This window comes from uncultured Methanobrevibacter sp. (genome assembly GCF_902774605.1).
Taxonomy (GTDB): domain Archaea; phylum Methanobacteriota; class Methanobacteria; order Methanobacteriales; family Methanobacteriaceae; genus Methanocatella.
Window position 1 is genome coordinate 1 of sequence record NZ_CACYJE010000028.1, and the last position, 21,679, is coordinate 21,679.

General features: G+C 42.1%; 17 protein-coding genes and 1 pseudogene. 11 read left to right on the plus strand and 7 right to left on the minus strand.

Going from position 1 to position 21,679, the window contains the following annotated elements; translation table 11 throughout:
• Positions 1-143 precede the first annotated feature (143 nt).
• The 3 genes from QZU77_RS06395 to QZU77_RS06405 all read left to right on the plus strand — a co-directional run bounded on the left by QZU77_RS06395 (position 144) and on the right by QZU77_RS06405 (position 5,651).
• Positions 144-2,621, plus strand: coding sequence for a hypothetical protein (locus QZU77_RS06395; protein ID WP_295601756.1), 2,478 nt, complete (start codon positions 144-146; stop codon positions 2,619-2,621).
• A 143-nt stretch (positions 2,622-2,764) separates the two neighbouring features.
• Positions 2,765-4,150 (plus strand): Mur ligase family protein, encoded by a 1,386-nt coding sequence (locus tag QZU77_RS06400; protein ID WP_295601759.1) that lies wholly within the window; start codon positions 2,765-2,767, stop codon positions 4,148-4,150.
• Positions 4,143-5,651, plus strand: a complete 1,509-nt coding sequence (locus tag QZU77_RS06405) for a Mur ligase family protein (protein WP_295601762.1) — start codon at positions 4,143-4,145, stop codon at positions 5,649-5,651. The genes QZU77_RS06400 and QZU77_RS06405 overlap by 8 nt, the downstream gene beginning before the upstream one ends.
• Positions 5,652-5,855: 204 nt before the next feature.
• Here QZU77_RS06405 and QZU77_RS06410 read toward each other — a convergent pair whose 3' ends face one another.
• Positions 5,856-6,023, minus strand: a complete 168-nt coding sequence (locus tag QZU77_RS06410) for a hypothetical protein (RefSeq protein ID WP_295601765.1) — start codon at positions 6,021-6,023, stop codon at positions 5,856-5,858.
• Between the two features lie 226 nt (positions 6,024-6,249).
• On the opposite strand from QZU77_RS06410, the gene QZU77_RS06415 reads away from it, so the two are divergent.
• Entirely contained in the window at positions 6,250-8,568 is a 2,319-nt protein-coding gene (locus tag QZU77_RS06415) for a DEAD/DEAH box helicase (RefSeq protein WP_295601768.1), read from the plus strand.
• Here the strand turns inward: QZU77_RS06415 and QZU77_RS06420 are convergent.
• The 4 genes from QZU77_RS06420 to hisS are packed head-to-tail and all read right to left on the minus strand — an operon-like array spanning position 8,565 to position 12,871.
• Positions 8,565-9,314 carry a sugar phosphate isomerase/epimerase gene (locus QZU77_RS06420; protein WP_295601770.1) on the minus strand — a complete coding sequence of 250 codons (750 nt, stop codon included), beginning with the start codon at positions 9,312-9,314 and terminating at the stop codon, positions 8,565-8,567. The two genes, QZU77_RS06415 and QZU77_RS06420, sit on opposite strands and share 4 nt — an antisense overlap.
• A 5-nt stretch (positions 9,315-9,319) precedes the next feature.
• Positions 9,320-11,164 carry a PINc/VapC family ATPase gene (locus QZU77_RS06425; protein ID WP_295601773.1) on the minus strand — a complete coding sequence of 615 codons (1,845 nt, stop codon included), beginning with the start codon at positions 11,162-11,164 and terminating at the stop codon, positions 9,320-9,322.
• Position 11,165: 1 nt separating this feature from the next.
• Positions 11,166-11,573 carry a phosphoribosyl-AMP cyclohydrolase gene (gene hisI, locus QZU77_RS06430; protein WP_295601776.1) on the minus strand — a complete coding sequence of 136 codons (408 nt, stop codon included), beginning with the start codon at positions 11,571-11,573 and terminating at the stop codon, positions 11,166-11,168.
• Between the two features lie 2 nt (positions 11,574-11,575).
• Positions 11,576-12,871 carry a histidine--tRNA ligase gene (gene hisS / locus QZU77_RS06435; protein ID WP_295601779.1) on the minus strand — a complete coding sequence of 432 codons (1,296 nt, stop codon included), beginning with the start codon at positions 12,869-12,871 and terminating at the stop codon, positions 11,576-11,578.
• A 504-nt stretch (positions 12,872-13,375) separates the two neighbouring features.
• Between hisS and aroE the strand changes: the two genes are divergently transcribed.
• The 4 genes and pseudogenes from aroE (at position 13,376) to rhuM (ending at position 16,134) form a co-directional block, all read left to right on the plus strand.
• Positions 13,376-14,224 carry a shikimate dehydrogenase gene (gene aroE, locus QZU77_RS06440; protein WP_295601782.1) on the plus strand — a complete coding sequence of 283 codons (849 nt, stop codon included), beginning with the start codon at positions 13,376-13,378 and terminating at the stop codon, positions 14,222-14,224.
• Positions 14,225-14,229: 5 nt separating this feature from the next.
• Positions 14,230-14,916: an ATPase gene (locus QZU77_RS06445; protein ID WP_295601785.1), complete on the plus strand. Its 687-nt coding sequence runs from the start codon at positions 14,230-14,232 to the stop codon at positions 14,914-14,916.
• A gap of 184 nt (positions 14,917-15,100) precedes the next feature.
• The gene (locus QZU77_RS06450; RefSeq protein ID WP_295601788.1) at positions 15,101-15,325 is read left to right on the plus strand and encodes a hypothetical protein; all 225 of its coding nucleotides are present in this window, start codon (positions 15,101-15,103) and stop codon (positions 15,323-15,325) included.
• 84 nt (positions 15,326-15,409) lie between these two features.
• Positions 15,410-16,134 (plus strand): annotated as a pseudogene (gene rhuM, locus QZU77_RS06455) (RhuM family protein).
• A 54-nt stretch (positions 16,135-16,188) separates the two neighbouring features.
• On the opposite strand, the gene QZU77_RS06460 reads toward rhuM, so the two are convergent.
• Both QZU77_RS06460 and QZU77_RS06465 read right to left on the minus strand, forming a co-directional pair.
• Positions 16,189-17,706, minus strand: a complete 1,518-nt coding sequence (locus QZU77_RS06460; protein ID WP_295601791.1) for a replication factor C large subunit — start codon at positions 17,704-17,706, stop codon at positions 16,189-16,191.
• Positions 17,707-17,715: 9 nt separating this feature from the next.
• The gene (locus QZU77_RS06465; RefSeq protein ID WP_295601794.1) at positions 17,716-18,663 is read right to left on the minus strand and encodes a replication factor C small subunit; all 948 of its coding nucleotides are present in this window, start codon (positions 18,661-18,663) and stop codon (positions 17,716-17,718) included.
• A 141-nt stretch (positions 18,664-18,804) separates the two neighbouring features.
• On the opposite strand from QZU77_RS06465, the gene QZU77_RS06470 reads away from it, so the two are divergent.
• From QZU77_RS06470 to QZU77_RS06480, 3 genes are all read left to right on the plus strand, one after another.
• A complete protein-coding gene (locus QZU77_RS06470) occupies positions 18,805-19,764 on the plus strand; it encodes a zinc metalloprotease HtpX (protein WP_295601797.1) in 960 nt (319 codons plus the stop codon).
• Positions 19,761-20,492 carry a tRNA (adenine-N1)-methyltransferase gene (locus tag QZU77_RS06475; RefSeq protein ID WP_295601800.1) on the plus strand — a complete coding sequence of 244 codons (732 nt, stop codon included), beginning with the start codon at positions 19,761-19,763 and terminating at the stop codon, positions 20,490-20,492. The genes QZU77_RS06470 and QZU77_RS06475 overlap by 4 nt, the downstream gene beginning before the upstream one ends.
• Before the next feature lie 91 nt (positions 20,493-20,583).
• On the plus strand, positions 20,584-21,627 hold the full coding sequence (locus tag QZU77_RS06480) for an acyltransferase (RefSeq protein WP_295601802.1): 1,044 nt from the start codon (positions 20,584-20,586) through the stop codon (positions 21,625-21,627).
• Positions 21,628-21,679 lie beyond the last annotated feature (52 nt).

Sequence of the window (21,679 nt, forward strand, 5' to 3'; positions counted from 1 at the left end):
ATTCTATTGTATTTTTACAAACACCACTCAATTACCATGATAAAATTAAAAAACAATGAAAATTAGAAGGAATTTGAATTAAAAAAATTCAGACCCCTAGATACTTATTAGTTAACGGAACTGTTATTCTTGAACTTGAAGACTTGGCTATTGGAGAATATAACGTTTCAGCATACTATTCCACTTGGGAATATGAGGCAAATCCTCTATACTATCATATTAACTCAACCGTATTCAGCATATATCCTCATGACTTGAATGTCACTGCAAACAAAACAATCTACGTGGATGAAAACCTAACAGTCATTGCCGAGTTAAACAACTTAACCACTGGAACTGTAAACATTACAGTTTCCAATGAAAACGGCACATTAACATTTAATGAAATTCCAGTTGTAAACGGCACAGTTATTTATAACATCACAGGACTTAATGCCGGCGATTACAACATTACTGTAACCTATAACGGGGATGACATATTCTATGTGAAATCAAACACAACTAATGCTACAGTGCTTAAAAGACAATCCAAGTTGGATGTTTCAGTGAAAGACAATGTTTATGGCAATGCGACTAAAATCATTGTTGAGGTTCCAGAAAGCCAAACTGGTAATGTGACAGTCACCATCAACAATCAAACCTACACAAAAGAGGTCACTAACGGCACAGTCGAGTTTGAAGTTTCCGGTTTAACTGCCGGTGAATGGGAAGCAAACGTTACCTTCAATGAGAATAGGGTTTACAGTGAAAATAACACTATTTTCAAATTCAATGTAACTAAAGCTAATTTAACAGTTAACGCCACCGCAAACAACGTAACTGTAAAAGACAATGCAAGCTTCAACATTGATGTTCCTGAAGACTTCACAGGAAATGTCACCATAACAATCGACGGTCAAAAATATTATGATGGTCCTGTAGGCGATTTGGTAAACATTACTTCTTTGCCTGCTGGCGACTACACTGCAAACCTTACATTCCATGGCGATAATAATTATAATGATAAACAAATTGATGTTAACTTCACAGTCAGTCCTGTTGTGCCTGAAATGAATGTGACAATAACAAATGCAACTTATGGAGGTAACGCTACAGCAACCGTAAACGTTTCTGGAAACGCTAACGGTACTGTGAATATAACTGTTGACGGTAAAACATACACAGGCAAAGTTATAAACGGTGCTGCAACAGTAACATTGGATAATTTGACTGGTGGTGTAAAAGAGGCTGACGTTAAATTCATAACATCAGATAAATACAACTCCAACACAACTGCAACAGCAGCCTTCACTGTTTATAAACTCAACTCAACAATTGTAATTTCAAATGTGAACTCAACAGCTATCATTAAAGTTTCAGACAATGCAACCGGTAACGTGACTGTTTATGTAAACGGTGAAAAATACATAGGGGTAATCGACAACAATCAAATAGTCCTTGAAGACACTTTAGTTGCTGGAGATAACTCTATTGTAGCAATATATGATGGAGACGCAAACTACTACGGATCAGAAAATTCAACCAAAATCTCACTTCCACTTAAAATAGTGGTGACTGATTTGTTATCTGATGAAAAACGTGTAATCATTAATGTTACTGGTATGTCAAGCGGAAACGTTACTGTGGTTGTTGATAATGGTTTAAGAAACATCACTAAGAATTTAACCAGTGGTAATGCAGTATTTGACTTGACTGACTTAAGTCAAGACATCCACACTATTGATATAATCTGTCCTGATGGAACTATTGAGGAAATGGAATTGGATGGAAGAGTAAATGGAACTTTAGACATTTTATCCATTAAAGCTGAAAACATGACTAGAGGTTACAACAGCCCATATGACTATCAGGCAGCATTCTTGGATAAGGAAGGCAATGCATTGGCTAATGTGACTGTAATATTCAGGGTTAATGGTAAAGAATATAATGTTAAAACTGATGATGAAGGAGTTGCTCAGCTACATGCTAAATTGGCAGTAGGTAAATATAACATTACTTCAATCAACCCTGTAACTGGGGAGGAAGAGACTCAAACTGTTGAGATTGTCAAGAGAATCCTTGAAAACAAGGACTTGACAATGGAATACCTTGACGGGTCCAAGTTCAAGGTTAAGGTGATTGGTGATGACGGCAATATCGCACCTGAAGGCGAGATCATTGATATTAGAGCAAACGGTGTTCACTATGTCGCTAAAGTCGACAAGAAAGGTTATGCAAGTTTGAAAATCACCTTGCTTCCTAAGAAATACACAATAACTGCTGAGTATAAGGGATACAAGACAACTAACAAGCTAGTGGTCAAGCAAACACTAAAACCTGTTAAAAAGACCATTAAAGTTAAAAAAGGCAAGAAAATAACTATTAAAGCTACACTTAAATGGAGTAATGGCAAGGGCATTAAGGGTAAAGTCATTAAGTTCAAAGTAAAAGGCAAAACCTATAAGGCTAAAACCAACTCTAAAGGATTGGCTAAGGTAGTTATTAAAAACAAGAAAATCCTTAAGAGTTTCAAAAAAGGCAAAAAGTATACCGTTAAAATCACTTATGCAGTCAAACAGAAGTTTGGTAATGGTTATCAAACCATTAAAGACACTGTAAAATGCAAAGTGAAAATCAAATAAGGGTTTAATTTCAATCCCTTATTTTATTCCTATTTTTTTTAAATTAAACACTTCTTAACTATTTTTAACTCACAATCTTTAACCTTTAAATTTAATAAGAACCATATATTATCATAATAGAAATTTATTGCGAGAGATTTTTTATGAATTATTTAGTTGTTGGTGCGGGAAATGCTAGTAGGCCCGTTGCAAGATTGCTGAATCACTTGGGTCATGATGTCGTTATAACTGATTTGAAGGATATTTCAGAATTCAAGATAGAGTTCCAGCGAAGCCTGATTGAAATGGAAAAGGAAGGCGTGAGATTGGACATGGCCAATAAGGACCCTTCAGTCGAAGGGTTTGAAGCGGTCTACATGCCGCCTACATTGCCGGATTCAGCTCCGATAGCTAAGAAGGTAAGGGAATCTGACTTGAAAGTCCTGAGCAATGAGGAGTTCTCAGAAATGGTCAATGACCTGATTCCGGTGGACATAATCGGAATAACCGGCACCATGGGAAAGACCACAACCACATTCATAACCACAAGCCTATTCAGGCAGGCCGGCTATAACGTATGGTCATGCTCATCCCTTGTCAACAATCTCGTGTCTGAGGCCATCATTGACGGAATCGTCAAGGGCAAGGCTGAGGAATGCGACATTGCAATTTTCGAGCTTCCTCATGGAACCATAGGGTTGCTGGACAGGCTGGATATAAAGATAGGCCTGCTGACCAACATAGCTGAGGATCACCTCTCCGAGTTCGGGGGCTCACTTGAGCTTTACCAGCAGAGAAAACTCATCCTCGAGAGGATGAGCGAAACATTCATCGCAAACCGCTCATGCTACAACATCATAAATCCTCAAAGAAACGATGCATTATATTATGCACTTGACGAGGAAGTTGACTTTAAAGGTATCGTCGGTGACGAATCCTTGACCATTGAATATGGGGACGACTCTTTCACCACTCCCTTCCACATGATGAGCTACTTTTTCGAGAATTCCGTTGCGGCAAGTGCTGTGGCACTCACATACGGAGTCAAAAAGGAGGACATAATCGATGCATTGACAGACTTCAAGGGCCTTCCAGCACACATGGAGGATGTCGGGGACTACAATGGAAGAAAAGTGATACTGGACTCAGCATTCCTATATGACGGGATGAAAATCACTCTCGACTACTTCAAGGACGAGAGCGTTGTGCTATTCCTTGACCATTTCGATACACTGTCCGTCAGGGACAAGGCTGAAGTCGGAGAGCTTGTAAGCAACTATGACATCAAGACAGTTATAGCAAGTGGATTCAACGAGGTAACACAGGAAGTTGAAATGCAAGCCGCCCAGGAGATACTCGACGCAATAACAAACCCGAACATTGAAAAGGTGGCAGTGGAAAACATTGAAATCGCCGCAGCAGAGACATTCAGGCACTCAAAACCCGGCGACATCATACTGCACATGGGTCCGCTCATAGCATATGACAGATTGACCACTGTCGATAAGATAATGAAAGGATTGGAAGAGGGGAGTAGGAAATATGAATAAGAACAGCACCTACGGAGTAATAGGAGTTTGCGGAGCAAACGGCAACTTGATAGCAAGAATACTTAAGCAAAGAGGATACAAGGTAATAGGAACAGACCTGTCATTTAAAAAGGACTGCCGATTCGCAAAATCCCTGGAAGGATACGATATAGAGGTCTATTACGGCCAGACCCCTGAGGCATTCTTCAAAAAATCAGACTATATAATACCGCCGTTAAGCTTGCCTGAAGATGCAGAAATACTTAAAAACTGTGAAAAACCAATACTCACAGTAAATGAGATTATCGAATTGATCAGGCCTGAAAAACCGGTTTTCGGAATAACCGGCACAAACGGCAAGACAACATCAACAACCCTGCTTAAGAAAATCGCCTACGACAACGGGATAAAGCCGTCAGAGCATGACCTTGAAGGCATGCAGGGAAACGCGGAATACATACCGATACTCCAGTCAAGGCTCAACGGTGACGTTGGAATTCTGGAAGTGGGAACATTCGGAGTGCCGGGGACAGTCGGAAGGATAGTCAACCACACCTCAATGGAAGGCGGATTGATAACCAACATCACTCCGGACCACCTCAACGACCTTGGAAGCTTCATGGATTACGCCAACGTCAAGGGGGAATTCATCAGGGAACTCGGCGAGGGAACACTTATAGTCAACGGCCAGGACCCGACAATCATGGGATTGCTGAGGGAGCTGGACTTCAAGGGGGAGGTCATCACATTCGGAGTCGATGAGATGCCCGAATCAATAGGCATGAAGGAATGCGTATGCGGTAAGGAAATCGCAGTAAAAGAGATAATATCCGGCTGCGGATACTACTTCTGCCAATGCGGAATAACCACTCCGCAGGTTGACTACATTGCAACCAACGTCGATTTGGCAAACCGTACATTCGACCTGCACACTCCGGATGAGAAAATAACGGTCAAGATGGGAGTCGACGGCCTGCACAATGTCTACAATCTGACAGGAGTGATAATTGCTGCCCATAAGTTCCTTGGCCTGCCTTATGATAAGATATTGCCATCAATTGCAAGCTTCACAGGTGTCAGCGGAAGAATGGAGGAAGTTGCGAAAGTGAAGGGTAAGGACATTTTCGTCGATTACGCCCACAATCCTGCTGGTGTGGAAACAGTATTGAAGGAATTTAAAAAGCTGTTCGGCGATTTCACAACAGTCATAACAGTGTCATCCGAGTCAGGCTATCGAGGGGATGTTGACATATTCAACAGTGTGCTCAAGTTCTCAAAATTCATCGTGCCGGCATCAGTTGCGTCACATAAAATAGCCATCGAGAAGCTCACGGACAATCCGAAGCTCAATGACAGGATCTTTTTAAACCATCTTGGGGATTTCAAGAAGACCGGAACACTCGGAGCCTCTGAAGAGGAAGTGCGTGACGGGCTTAAAAAGGCATTGAACCTTGATTGTGAAATGGTGATTGCAATCGGTGAGGCTGCAACCCATTACAAGTCATTGGTATTTGAATTATAATGGATTTTAGAGATTCAGCCTGACGGTTTAATCTCTATGAATTATTTTTTTCGTTTTTCAGGTATTCTTCCCATCTTTTTCGGTCTCTTTTTCTTTTTTCTTTTAACCATTTTTCGTGATGGTTTTTTAACATTTTTTTGCTGTTTTTTCTGGCATGAATAACATATTAGTCACCTGCATGATTTTTATTGTCTTTAACACCATTTAAACTATTTCATCTGTGTATTTTGCCCATTTTAGATTTTCTGACTTGGTTATAACTGCAATGTCATTTTCACTACTGACAGTTTCCAAATCATACGATAATTTCTGCTTTAAAGCAGTTAATTTTATTAATGAATCTGCTAAATCACAAAGCAATTGTCTAGGCATATATTCACAACTATTCTACCTGTTTATAAGGGTATTCAGTTTATATGTTTTGATGAGTTTTTAACATTATTGTGCAAGAATTCTCTGCATTCTTTAAGCCTGGGATGAACTGTACTTTTAAATGGTGTGTTGAATTTTTGAATTTTTTTTGTTATTGAAAATATGGTTATTACTCCTCACGCGCTCTCTCTTAACCTTTTTAAATAATGTTTGATAATATGATAATATGGCTAGCTATATCAATCATCCGCTATTGAAAAAGGATGCAATCGAATCAAGACTATACCAGCAGATTCTCGCAGGAGACGTGCTTAAAAAGGGAAACACCATGGTTGTTGCACCGACAGCGTTGGGTAAAACCATCGTGGCAATCCTTGTGGCGGCCGACAGGCTGCATAAGGTTAAAAACTCAAAGGTCTTGGTTCTGGCACCGTCAAAGCCATTGGCCATACAGCATGAGGAAAGCTTCAAGGAATTCATCACCCTGCCATGCACATCAATCACTGGTGCGGTTAAAACAGACGAAAGGGTTAAAAGATGGGAGGAGTCAAGAATAATCTCCGCAACACCGCAGACTGTCGAATCAGACCTTTTGAATGGAAGATATGACTTGAGCAATGTGTCATTGATAGTTTTCGATGAGTGCCATCACGGCGTCGGCTCCTACTCCTATGTGTATTTGGCATCAAGATATGTTCAGGAATCCAAATTCAACCTGATACTTGGCCTAACTGCTTCTCCGGGTTCCGATAAATATAAAATCAAGGAAGTGTGCGAAAACCTCTATATCCAGAACATCGTCGTAAAGACAGAGGATGACCAGGACGTGAAGCCATACTTCAATCCCGTCGACATCGAATGGGTTAAGATAAAGATGAGCAGCGAGCTGCAGAAAATCAAGGAGAATGTTGACAAGGCCTTGAAGATAAGGCTCAAGGCATTGAAGAACATGGGCATCATCAAAACGGTATCCGTGAACAAGGTAGACATCCTCAAGGCCAGGGGCAGGGTTCAGGGTGAAATCGCCCGCTCAACCAATCCCGATAAGGAACTGTTCCAGGCAATATCCATTCTAAGTGCAGTAATCAACGTTCAGCACGCCCAGGAGCTCATAGAAACACAGGGTGTGCAGACATTCAACAAGTATGTTGACCGATTGCGCAAGAAGAAAACCAAGGCCGCCAAGTCACTGATGTGGGATGATAATTTCTCACGAGCAATATCCCTTGCAAGAAAAGCCGAAAAGCACGGATGGGAACATCCGAAACTGCGCGAAGTTACTAAAATCCTCAAGCAGGAGCTGGGTGATAACGGTCAGACAAAACTGACAACCTCCCGGTTCGATGAGGGAAGCGATGAAACCGCATCAAAGGTAATCGTGTTTACACAGTACCGTGACACCCTTGAGATGATCCATCAAAAGCTTGAAAGGGAAGGGATCAAATCAGCGAAATTCTTCGGTCAGGCATCAAAGGACGGTGAAAAGGGACTCACTCAAAAGCAGCAAAAAGCCATTATAAAATCGTTCCGTAAGGGTGAATATGACGTGTTATTGTCAACCAGTGTGGCTGAAGAGGGCATAGACATTCCTGCTGTTGATTTGGTTGTTTTATATGAGCCTGTTCCTTCAGAAGTGCGAATGATTCAAAGAAGAGGCCGTACAGGTCGTAAGCGCACAGGAAAGGTTAAAGTGCTGATAACTGAGGGCACCCGTGATGAGGGCTATTACTGGTCAAGCATGCGCAAGGAAGACCGCATGAAAAACCAGCTGATCGACCCTGAAGTCCTCGAGGAGCTCAACGCTTCAGCAGTTGAAAGGATGGAGAATCAGAGAAACATCAAGGTTGTTGAAAGGCCGAAAGAGGAGAATGATTTCCCAATAGTCTATGCGGATTCACGTGAAGGCAACTCCAAGGTCATCAGGCACCTCACCGAGATGGAGATTGACGTCAAGGTCAGGTCAATGGCGGTTGCCGACTATCAGGTAAGTGATGAGGTGGCGATTGAGCGTAAGACCGCAAAGGATTTCGTTGACTCAATCGTTGATAAGAGGCTCTTCAAGCAGGCCAAGGAACTGTCCGAGGAGTTCAAGCATCCGATATTGATCCTTGAGGGGGATGACTTGTACACAGGGTTCATCAACCCGAATGCGATACGGGGGTCCATGGCATCCATTGCAATTGATTTCGGCATCAGCATCATTCCAACCCGTAATTCTCAGGATACTGCGGCGATGATTAAAAGGATAGCTGTCCGTGAACAGGAAGGGGAGCGAACTCCTATACAGATAAGGACTGACAAGAAACCGGTTAGTCTCATGGAGCAGCAATTGTTCATTGTCGAGTCATTGCCTAATATAGGTCCTGTCAATGCCAAGAATTTGCTGCTGCACTTCGGCACTGTCAGCAATATTTTGAATGCCAGTGAAAGCGATCTTCAGGAAGTTGAGGGAATCGGTAAAAAAACAGCTAAGGAGATTAGGAAGGTTTTAGATTCCAAGTATCTGTACTTTAAAAAAGAGATTAAGGAAAAGAAACTTCTTTAGAAGTTTTCTTTCATATATTCATAACTTTTTTTGATGGAATCATAGTCATTCACCTCGATGATGTAGATGCCATCGTAATTTTTTCTTTCCAAATTATTGACTACACGTTTTAAATCAATGTTGCCTTCACCTAATGATAGGTGTGCGTCATCATCACCAAAATTATCATGGATATGTATGTGTTTAATCGAATCGAAAATCATCTCGTCAGCGGAGTATCCTGAATGGTTGGCATGGCCGATGTCCAGAGTCATGCACAGCCCATTGTTCTCAAGAAAGTCATCAAGTTCATTCATTTCCTGATAGATCATGTTGTTGAAAGTTGGCATGTTCTCGAATGCTGTTAAAACGCCCAACTCATCGCCATATCCTCCAATCTCAACCATTGAATCATTGGCGGTGCTTATGACATTGTCTCTGAAGTACTTGTTTGCTAAAAAGCTAATGTTTCCCGGATGAACCACAACCGCCTCGGCATCGATTTTGCTGGCCAAATCGATTGACTCCTTGATTTGAGCGATTGAATTTAACCGGCTCTTTTCCTGCAGGCTTGCAATATTCACATCCATGAACGGTGCATGAATGGAGTATTTGAGACTATAGCTTTCCAGGATGTCCGGTGTGATGCTTTCATGAGGGTATTGATGAACCAGCTCCGCATACTCCAATCCCAAACCTTCAATGAATTCCAATGCATTCTCTAAACTGTATTCTATTCCTGCCAGTGTTGATGCTCCAATCTTCATAGTAATCACATTTTCCTAACGGCACTGATTTCCAATCCCATTTCAATGGCTTCGATGATGATGTCGGATAATTCAATGCCCTTCTTGATTTTGATCTCTCCCTTTTTGGAAGTGGTTGCGGTCAATAAGTAATCTCCGTTAATGTAAATGTCAAAGTTCTGCCTGCCGTTGTCACGACCCAACTCCAGGATCAATTGCTTGCGAGTGTGGAGGATGTCCACTTCAAAAGGTGTCTTGTCAACAGGCTTGGTTTCAATCACCTCGACCCCAAGGCTTATTCCAACCATATCCTCTATCTCGGCGATTCTCTTGCCGTTCTTTCCGATGATTTTAGGTATGAATTCCTCCGGAATGTAGATGTTGGCCCTTTCCGGGGAGGTGACTTCAACATCAACCTTCGCCTTTTTCGGCAGGATCTTTTTGATTTTCCTTAAAATCTCCTTTTCCGCAATAATCTCGACAGAGGACTTGCTTTTACCTTCACTTGAACTTCCATTGACTAGGTCGATATCCATAACTATGGTCTGCTCGCCGTAGGTGTAGATCTCGTTTTTAAGCTCTCCTGTTTCGAAGTCGCGCACTTCAATCACTGGCCTTGCAAGGTCCGCCTCCTTCATTCCGGTCGGCACCTTGACGGTCATCTTGGTTTCATACACGCTTCTTACCTGTCCATCTTCAATGTAAATGCTTGTATCGACAATTGACGGTATCACTCCAAGCTCCACCCTTGAAGCTATTCTTTGAATTGCATCAATCGGCCGGGTTGCATGGACAACTCCGATCATCCCGACACCTGCAAGGCGCATGTCGGCGAAGATATTGAAGTCAGTGTTTTTCCTAAGCTCATCGTAAATGGTGTAGTCTGGCCTCACTAAAAGCAATACGTCAGCGGTGTTTTCCATGCTGCCCTCTAGTGGAGCGTACTGTGTTATCTCATCAGGCAACTGCAGGTCACGAGGGGATTCCATTGTCTTGACGACCTTGTTCAGTTTGGAGGAGTAGTACTTACCTATGGCCTGGACAAAAGTGGATTTGCCCGCACCCGGTGAACCGGATATTAAAATTCCCTCAGCATTGGTGCGAATTCTCTCCAATAGTTTGTCGGATAGATGATATTCATTTAAATCTATATTGGCAACCGGTCTGACTGCTGTAATCTCCAATGCCTCTGAAAACGGTGGGTAGGCTATTGAAATCCTGTACTCGCGTGATTGCACGACATAGGAGCCTTCCTTATCTGATTCCAAATAGGTTTTAGGGTCGCTTTTCGCCTTGTCAAGGATTTCCGCAACTATCTTTTCAAGTTCACGGTAAGTGTAGCGCTTTTCATTGAGTATTTCAAAATCAATATGTCCAGGTGTTCCCTTTTTGGCCATAGGAACAACATTTTCCTTCAGGTGAATGGACATTGTATTCTCGTCGAAGTACTTTTCAATTGAAAGCGGCTTTTCAACTACTTTCTGCTTGTAATAGTAAACGGGTATGCCCTGGGATTTTGCAACCTCTGCCTGAACCTTGTCGTTTGTCACGAGTGTCCCCATTTCGCTTCTTGCCAAATCACGAATGATGCCGTCGATCTCGCCGCTTTTGGCATAGCGGATATCATAATTGGTTGGGCGCCTGCCTTTGAATGTTATTGCAAGCTCTCCCTCATCCTGCAGGGATTGCAGTTTCTGAAGTTCCCTTAATCCCTTGTGGCCTTCGGACCTATTGGCATTTGCCTGGTGTTCAAGTTCGCAAACGACGGCTTCAGGCACAATGATTTCAGGATAGTCCAGGTTCTCTTTTTCTAAAATGTCTGAAACTGCACCTATGATTATGGCGCTTGTGTCTGGTATTATGCGTTCCATTTTAATACACGTCTTTTGGGTTAACAAGTCTTTTTAAAATAATTTCAGTGTCATCGTCTTTCAAATCGTCAATGTCGATTTCATTATCGGTGTTTATGCGCCTGAAAAAGCATGACTTATATCCTTCATGACATGCTGCGCCTGTTTGGGTAATCTTCAGGACAATTGCATCCATGTCACAGTCCACAAGGATTTCCTTCACTTCCTGGAAATGGCCGGAGGATTCTCCTTTAAGCCATAGCTGGTTTCTTGATGTGCTCCAGTAATGGGCCTTGCCAGTTTCGATAGTTTTAGCTAATGCCTCCTTGTTCATGTTGGCCAGCATGAGTATTTCATTGGTTTCGGCATCCTGTGCAACTGCAGTAATCACTTTAACGCCATTGATTTCATGTCTGAAGTTAATGTTCATGTTCATTCCTCTTTTAGGTGATTTATAAGATTTTCAAGTTCAACCAATTCCTGATTTCCGCTGATCATGTCCTTGACGGTAACCTTGCCTTCCGCCAAGTCCTTTGCACCGACAATGATGATTTTAGGCACCTTGATCTTATCGGCATGGTTCATGAGCTTCTTGAATTTCTTGCCGTTCAGGTCAACGTCGCTCTTGAATCCGTTTTGCCTTAATGTTTGTGTTATTTCAAATGCTTTGACTTGAACGTCCTTTGATATCGGCGCCACATAAACGTCAAGGTGTGAAGGCAACTCCTCCTTGTCGGTCAGCTCTTCAATCGCATTCATCAGCCTGTCGAATCCAAGCGCAAAACCTGTTGACTCGACTTCCTGGCCTCCGAAGAGCTTGACCAGGGAGTATGATCCTCCGCCGCAGATCTGCTTTTGGGCTCCGAGTTCTGGAACGTATATCTCAAACACGATGCCTGTGTAGTAGTCAAGGCCTCTTGCAACCCCTAGATTGAGGGTGTAGTTGCTGACCTGGAAGGCTTCCAAAAGATTTATTAATTCCTTAAGCTCTTCCAAGGCTTCTTTCGGCTCATCGTATGGTGCAATCAAATCCTCCACTTCAGGGATTATGCTTTTGTCCCCTACAAGGTCGATTAGTTTTAACAATATTTGATTAAGCTCGTCATTGTCGATTACAGGCTTGTCTCCGCTCAATGATTCGATAAGCAGGTCCTTGTCTCCCTTGTCGATAATGACCATTATTTCCCTTTGTGTTTCGGTTGAGATGTCGAAGTGCTTGAACAGTCCCCTGATGATTCCGAGGTGGTTGATGTTAACGTCGGCGGTTGTGATTCCAAGTGACTGTATCGCATCTGAGCATAAGGCGATTACTTCAGCTTCCCCTTGAGGGGTTTTGGCTCCAATCAGTTCACATCCGAATTGCCAGAATTGCCTGAACCTTCCCTTCTGAGGCCTTTCATACCTGAAGCAGCTGCCGTAATAATAAAGCTTGATGGGTTTTGTTGATGTTTTTTCAAGCTCGTTAAGGTATAGCCTTGCCACCGGTGCGGTTATTTCCGGCCTAAGTGTCAGTTCACGGTCTGACTTGTCCTTGAAATTGTATAGTTGATTGACTATTTCCTCACCGGATTTGGTTGTGAATAATTTTAATTCTTCAAATAAGGGTGTTTTGATTTCCTGATAACCATAACTTTCAAATATTCTTCTTAAGGTACTTTCCGCTTGTTTTCTTTCACGCATTTCTTCAAATAAAAAATCTCTTGTACCTCTAGGTCTTGTAAATTCCATTTTTGAACTCCTTGTATATGATATTATAATTATGTTGATGCGAATTAATAAAATCTTTGCATATTCCATTATTTCATTGTCAATATTGCTTCAATTTTGATTTTAATTTTTAACATGATGATAGTGGATTATATGGAAATTGTCACAGTAACTAACAATCGTTTAATGTTTATTGAAAATAAGTGTGAATAACTAGAACGGTACTTTTCTAGCTGCATCATATCGTTTTTTTAAACTCTTTGTCTTTTTCGGAAAGAGGATCATTCATTCTATTTAAAATTCAGCAGCCTCTTTGCCATATAATGTTGGAGTGTCTGCAATAGGTTTCGCCATAAATCTTACTTTAACGCTCATTATTTAAATACTTGGTGTTTTTAACTCATACAATTTTTCATTATTTTCCTTTTTGAAGATTGTAAATGCCTTTAATCATGATTTTAAACATGGTGAGTCATTTTTGATTTTGGGAAATAATTATATATTTTCCTACTCAACTAGTATTATATGATTACTGGCAGTACAAATATCGTGGGTCTGATAGGCCACCCCGTTGAGCACAGCTTCTCGCCGCCAATGCATAATGCAGCATTCGAAGCATTGGACATGGATTATGCGTATGTGGCATTTGACGTGGAGCCTTCAAACCTCAAATCAGCAATTGACGGTGCTCGATCATTGAACATCAAGGGCTTCAACGTGACAATCCCTCATAAAATCGAGGTGATGCAGCACCTGGATGAAATCGATGAGGTTGCAAAGCTGATAGGCGCCGTCAACACAATAGACTTTAAAAACATGAAAGGATACAATACCGACGGCATCGGAGCAGTGAAGGCAATCGAGGAAGTCACTTCAATCAAAGGCAAGAATGTGGTAGTTGCAGGGGCTGGCGGAGCTTCAAGGGCAATATCATTCTACATTGCAAGATACGGTGCAAGCGACCTTGCAATACTTAACCGGAACACCAAAAAGGCACAGGGACTGGCTGATGACATTGCATCATCAGGATTAATTGGAAATGTCAAGGCAGACTCAATAACAAGCATGAACGATTATCTGGATGAAGCAGACATACTGATAGACACAACCCCATTGGGGATGCATCCGCACACTGATGACGAGCCAATCGCTCTTGCCGAGAGCATGCACGAGGGCCTGGCAGTCTTTGATGCAGTGTACAATCCCAATGAAACAGTCCTGATAAAAGAGGCAATCAAGGCCGGAGCCAAACCGGTCTACGGTATAAAGATGCTCTTGTATCAGGGCGCTGAAAGCTTCAGGATCTGGACAGGCCAGGAACCGCCGGTGGACGTTATGGAAGAAGCCCTTAGAAAAACCCTTAACTTGGAGTGAGGATAATGGATTTGATGTTTAACATGGCCGCACTGGCTCCGCAGGAAGAGGAGTTCACCTCCTCCAAGAGGGATGTGCTTAAATATCTGAAGATAATAGGAGTCGACACACGATACATATCATACACTCCCGAAAAAATCTACATCAACAACCTGAGATTCTCCAAGTTCTCAAGAAAAAGGCAAGCAACCTTCAACAGGCAATATCCTGAAATAGAAGTGGTCAGGAATAAGCTATTCCAGAAGATATGCTCAAAGTCAGCAAGGCACCTTGCCCTTGAGGCAAAACCCAACTCCCGAATCCTCATGCCTGAGGATAATTACCTGGTGGAGCTTCTGATGGAGCCCTACACCAGAAAATACGGTGTTGAGCTGGTTTATGATGGGGAGTATGACTTGAGGGTCAACCCGATCATACTGGATGATGAGGTTAACAATATTTTCGAGGGACTGTTCAACGGCGAGGGACTGAACTATGATAAGCGGGATGATGAGATTTATCCCCTGGTCAATGTTTCCCTTGACTGGATAAACTCTTTTCTTGAGATGGACGGTCAGGAACTCTTGGATTGTGAAAATAAAAACGAGTTGGCACTGTCATTCAGCGAATTTTTAGAGGATGTTGCTCCGCAATACAAGGAGAATGTCTTAAACGCATCTGAGTTTGTCCTGGAAAAACTAAATTCCCAATGATTTTTTCTTCTTTTTCAATAAACCGTTAACTTTAAATAGTTTGTTTTTCTCAGGTCAATTTTTCACGCTCAAAACAATTTTTAAATGGATTTTTACCAGTAATATTTAATTAGAATAAGGTTAAATTAAGTATTGTGGAAATAGGGTTTGGTAACTGTGAAAAAATCAGTTGAGAGTGATTAACATGGTTAAATACAAATTAGTCAAGACATTGCTATACCGTGATGAAAGTGCGGTTGAAGGTGAATTCATCATAGGCAAGGATACATTATGGGCAAGCAGAAAAGTTGTTGCTGAAATTTTTGATACTATAACTCAAAATATTTCCGCTCATTTTTTAAACATCGTGTCCGAAGGGGAGTTTGAAGAAAAAGAAGTGAGCATAAACTCTAATGAGCTTTTACGATGATATAGAGTTTAGCAAAGAATATTTGCAAAACCCTAAAAAGGCGGAAGGCCTCAAATATGGTATAATCTTGATGCAATCATATCAATGGGGTACAGAGTCAACTCAAAAGAAGTAACAAAGTTTCGCATATGGTCTAGAGGCATTTTAAAGCAATATATGAGAAAAGGCTATGTTCTCAATAAAGACTTGCTAATCAATGGTGGAAGATTCACAGACCAGTACTTTGAACAGCTTCTTGAAGAGATAAGGGACATACGATTCTCTGAAAGGAAGTATATGAAAAGGTCACAGACCTATTTGCAACATCGTATGATTACAATAAGAATGCGGAGATTACAAGAAAATTCTATGCAAAGGTTCAAAACAAACTTCATTATGCAGTCTCAGGACTAACTGCTCCGAAAATTATTCATGAAAGAGCAGATAGCACTAAAAAGCACATGGGTTTGACCTCTTGGAGAAAATCCCCTGATGGAAAAGCATATTTAAGTGATGTGAAAATTACTAAAAACTATCTGAGCGAAAAAGAACTCAAAAGACTCAATCGTATTGTCAGCATGTACCTGGACTATGCTGAAGACCGTGCCGAAAGTCAAATACCAATGAGCATGAAAGATTGGGATGAAAGGTCGGACAAGTTTTTGGAATTCTATGAATATCATGTTTTAGAGGATAAGGGAAGCATTTCACAAGAGGAAGTTGATGAATTTGTCAAAAAAGAGTATGAAAAATTCAAACCAATACAGGATAAATTATTCCAATCCGACTATGACAGATTCGATGCAGAAACTAGGGAATTGCTTAAATAATCATTTAGGATCATGTAATGGTTGTTCGTTTATGAGATGGTCTAAAAAATAAAATTAAAAGCTGAAAAGGGTTGATTGTTTGGTGTTGTCTTTCTTTTCAACTTTTTCTTCTTCATTTTCTTCTTCAGCAGGTTCTTCCTCAAGAGGCTCCTCTTCAATAACTTCTTCTTTTGCTTTAACGCCTGGAATCTCGAACGGCAATTCGTCATCGGCGGTTGTTTCCTCAACCTCTTCGGGAATGATGTTCATCATCTGGTTTTTAAGCTCTTCTGCACGCCTGTCACGTTCCTCCACATGCATTTGGGCTTTGCGCTTCTCCATTTTTGTTATGACCTTTTTAGGTATTTTTCTTTTTCTGAATACTTTAATAAGCTTTTCAGTATCCTTTTCATCCGGCTCGTCAAAGAAACCCAGGAATTCGGAAAGTTCCCATGCAAGCTCATCGTCCTGAAACATTATTTCAAGATACGGAAACATTGAAACGGCTTCACCGCTTGACACATGCAGTTTTTCAAACATCTTTTCAGTAATCTTGTCGCGAAGATTGCGCTTTCCACGGTTGCGCCCCATCAGTCCGAAGATGGTTGGAGTTTGGATTTTGCTGAACTTCTTGTAGGTTTCATGTTTGGAGATGCTCACTCCAATCCCCATGAAATCGCTTGCATATTTCCAGTAACCGTAATGCCTGCTTCGCCTTGTCCTTCCAAAGTTGATGTCGGCTTTTGAAATGTAATCGTATGCTTTCTTGATTTCCTCGGGTTTTTTATATTCCCTTGGAATGTTTTCGGCAATGTATTCCATCACGAGTGTGGGGTCCTCCTCAATCCACATTGCCTCCTTGACGTGTGCAGGTGTTTTGCTTTTCAATACTCCTGTGATTGCATTGAATATGTCTGAGCGTGAATCCTTTGTGATGATGTTTTCAACATCACTCACAGTCAATACTCCGTCCTTGTCCGATAGTGCCTGTAGCGTGTTGATTGCTGATCTTACGTCTCCTTGGGATTTTGTTGCAATCTCCTTGAGAGCGGCGGGTTCGACTTCAACGCCTTCTGCTTTTGCGATTTTTCTTAAAAGTGCTGAGATTGAGTTCCAGCGTGATTTCTTCATTTTGATTACAGTGCATTTTGGCTTGATTGACTGCAGTCTTTTTGAATAGAAGTCATTGGCTATCAGTATCATCGGATGCCTTGAGGTTTTGATGATTTCCCCGATGGCCCTTACTCCTCCACGGTCGTTGGTTCCGTGAATACCGTCAACCTCGTCCATGATGATTAGCTTGTATTCGTCTCCGAATAGGGATCTTGATGAGGATGACTCGCCGATTGTGCTTTTGATAACGTCCTGTGAACGCTTGTCACTGGCGTTCAGTTCCACGTATTCTGAAAACTCCTTTGCTATGATCAGTGCCAGTGTGGTTTTTCCGATTCCCGGCGGTCCGACCAGGAGCAGTGGAACTTGGGGGTCATTGTTTTTCCATGCGTCAACCCAGTCTGTGATTATCTTAATCTCTTTTTTGTTACCGACTACCTGGGAGAGTTCCTGCGGTCGGTACTTGTCAGTCCATAACATTTCCATACCTTATAAGAATTGTGTAAGTAATGCTTCAAGCTGGATTCTTGGATTTGATCCTTCCCTTATCCTGTAATCGCATTCGGCTATCGCTTCAATCAGATCCATGTAGATGTTTGCATCCATTTTTCCGTCAAGAACCCTTTTGGATACGTCCTGATAAATCTGGGTGACCATGTCCTCTCCGCTGGTTCCCTGCAGAACCATGGTCTCTCTCAATATGTTGCGGGCGCCCATGAAATCCCCCATCAGTGCGCAATTAATCATTTTTCCAATGTCCTGCGGTTTTGCTTTGGACACGACTTCATAAACGGAGTCTTCTGTTATTGCCTCGCCTTCAACTGAGGCTGCCTGAAGGACATTGACTGCTTTTCTCATATCTCCTTCAGCAAAATAAACGATTGATTCCAATCCCTTGTCATCTGCCTCGAATCCTTCGTTTTCGCAGATGAACTTCAGGCGGTTCTTGATTTCCTCCCCTTTGATTGGGGCGAATCTGAATATTGCGCATCTTGACTGTATCGGGTCGATGATTTTTGATGAATAGTTACATGAAAGTATAAATGAAGCGGTTTTAGTATACATTTCCATTTCACGCCTGAGCGCGTGCTGTGCATCCTTTGTCATGTTGTCCACTTCATCCAGGAATATTATCCTGAACGGAGCGCCAACCGGCTTCAGTCTGCAGAAGCTTTTTATTTCATTCCTGACTGTATCGATTCCCCTTGCATCGGATGCGTTCAATTCCTTAAAGTTATTCCTCCAGTATTCTCCGAGGATGGATTTAGCCAGTGCTAAGGCTGTGGTTGTTTTACCGACACCTGCAGGACCTGTGAACATCAGGTTAGGCATGCTTCCTTCCCCGACATACTTTTCAAGTCTTGTGACGATTTGCCTTTGTCCTACAATGTCTTCCAATTTTTGTGGTCTGTATTTTTCTACCCATGGTCCGCTCATTTAATCACCATTTTATATAGTAATGTTTTTATATTATGTTGTTAAATTATTTTTTGATTAACTCTATATATTATATGGATATCAACCAATATATAATTAAAGAGAGCATGTGAATAGTAATATTTTTGATAGGTGTTGATAATGAAAGGCACATGGAAACTTAGGTTAAGGATGATTTTAACATCCATTATAATGTTTACAATCGTTTACTTCCTCATATCCCTTGCGGGAGTGTATTTGGGGATAAGCAGCTGGTATTTCTTCTTGGGAATAAGCTTGTTGATAACATTCGCACAGTACTGGTTCGGGCCAAGCCTGGTTAAAAGGTCAATGAACGTGAGGCCGCTGTCAGAAGCCGAAGCCCCTCACATCCACCAGATGGTGCAGGAGCTTGCCGACGCTGCAGGCGTTCCAAAGCCGGAAATCGGATTGTCAGAAATCAACATTCCCAATGCCTTCGCTTATGGAAGGACAAGCAGGAGCGGGCACATTGCAATCACTCGCCCTATACTGGGACTTCTTGACCGTGACGAGTTGAAGGCGGTATTGGGCCATGAGATGGGTCACATCAAGCACAATGACATGGCGGTCACCGCCGCAGTCAGCGTAATCCCTATGATCTGCTACTACCTTGCGCTGTCATTCATATTCTCAGGAGACAGCAGGAACGGCGGAGGAATCATAATCGGAATCATTGGATACATATTCTACCTCATCGGACAATTGCTGGTGCTGTTCATCTCAAGAACCCGTGAATACTACGCGGATGCTGCAAGCGTCGAGTACGGAAACCGTCCGGCGGCGCTGGTTTCAGCTTTATATAAGTTGTCCTATGGCGCTGCAAGATGCAGTGACGAGACAATCGCTGATTTGAACACAAACAGGGCATTCTTTATAAACGACATCAACAATGCAAAGCATGATATCACCGATTTCAGCCAAATCGATTTCGACGGTGACGGCAAAATCAGTGATGAGGAATTGAGAAGACTTGTAAGCGCAGACGTCAAGATATCAAGCAAGAACGGCTTGATGGAACTGCTATCCACTCACCCTGATTCATTAAAAAGGGTTAAAAGACTGGCGGAGCTGGAACAATGAAGATGATACTGGATGAGCGCGGAAAGAAATATGTTCTAAAGCCGGGCGAGGAATTCCAAAGCGACCTTGGAATCATAAAATCCGACGTATTGGACTCAGCACAGGTGGGTGATGAGGTGAAAAGCCACCTTGACCACACATTCAAGATCATGAAGCCGAACATCAACGACTTCATCGACATAATGGACAGGAGATGCTCAATACTGATACAAAAGGACATCGGACAGGTCCTGGCACATACCGGACTTGGTGCGGGCTCACGTGTCGTTGATGCCGGAACCGGCGCCGGTGCGATAGCGCTCAACTTCGGAAACGTTGTCGGGCCAGACGGGGAGGTGTTCACCTATGAGATACGCGAGGACTTCTCCGAGGTAGCCCGAAAGAACATTGAAAGGTTCGGCATAACAAACATCACAGTCAAGAACAAGGACATCAAGGAAGGCATCGACGAGGACAATGTCGACCTCATATTCCTTGACCTGCCGAAGCCATTTGAAATATTCGAGGAGGTTCACGAGTCATTGAACCTTGGCGGCTGGCTGGTGGTGTATGCCCCTTATATCGACCAGGCCGAAACATCCTACCGCATCGCCAAGAAGCTCGGATTCTACAATATTGACATCATCGAGACCCTGGAGCGTGGATTGGAGGTCAGGCCTCAGGGCGTCAGGCCAAAGACAAGAATGGTGGGCCATAGCGGGTATTTGATGTTTGCAAGGAAACTATAGATTTTCCTTTTACCTTTTTTTTATAAAGTTTAAACTATTTAATTGAATAATTACATACATTTAAATATAATCAACTTTGGTGAATATTTAAATGAGCAAGACTAGAATCGAATGGATTGACCTGGTGCGGGCGATTGCTATCCTGACCGTATTGTATATTCATGCAACCGACGGAATATACATCATATCCTCCGATGCGATAATGAACTACACTCTATTTTCAAGAGTCTTCCAGTTCGCATCACTCTTCATTGGCCGTATAGGCGTTCCGTTCTTCTTAATGATTACTGGTTACCTGTTGCTTGACAGGCAGTACGACGATGCCAAGACCCAGAAATTCTGGAGGCAAAACTGCAAGGGCCTGGTGATCATCACAATCGTGTGGACAATAATCTATGCTTTAAGCCTGCATTTCGTAACGGTGGGAAGCTCACATGTTAATTTCTCAGAGGCAGGAAACCTCTTCTTCAGCCACATGTGGTACATGCCGATGATTATTGGAATGTATCTGTCAATGCCGTTCGTTACAGCTGCATTGAACCATTTCGACAACAAGACAATACTTCACGCACTCATAGTGTTTTCACTTCTCGCATACGTGATGCCGTTCGTGACAACACTCTTCGACATGAACGGAATATCCGGAGTGACCCTGCAGTACTCACTGGGATTCAGTGGAGGAGTCTATGGTATATATCTGATATTGGGTTATCTTGTTAAGAAGGGAGAGTTTAAAAACATTCCGACATCACACTTGGGCGTGATGGCTTTAGTGTCCTTCATAATCTGTGTGCTGTTCCAGTACTATGCCTTCATCAGAGGATACAATTTCTTCCTATGGTATGAGTTCCCATTCGTAGCCATCGGTTCATTCGCATTGTTCGAGGCAACTTCAAGACGTAAAAGCGTCAAGTTCTACAGTGGAGTCAAGGTGCTTTCCAAGTACTCATTTGCTGTGTTTCTGATTCATAACCTGTTCAGGCTGCCGTTGCTTCCGGTCGTGGTGCAGTTGCCGTTCACAGAACCAGTCAAGGCAATAATTCTTTGGATTCTATTGATATTCTTCAGCTACATTGCAGCTGCAATCATTTATAGGATTCCAGTATTCGGAAAATACATATTGTACATGAGATAATTCATATCTCATCTTATTTTTTTAAATAATATATATAAATTCTAAAAGTCAA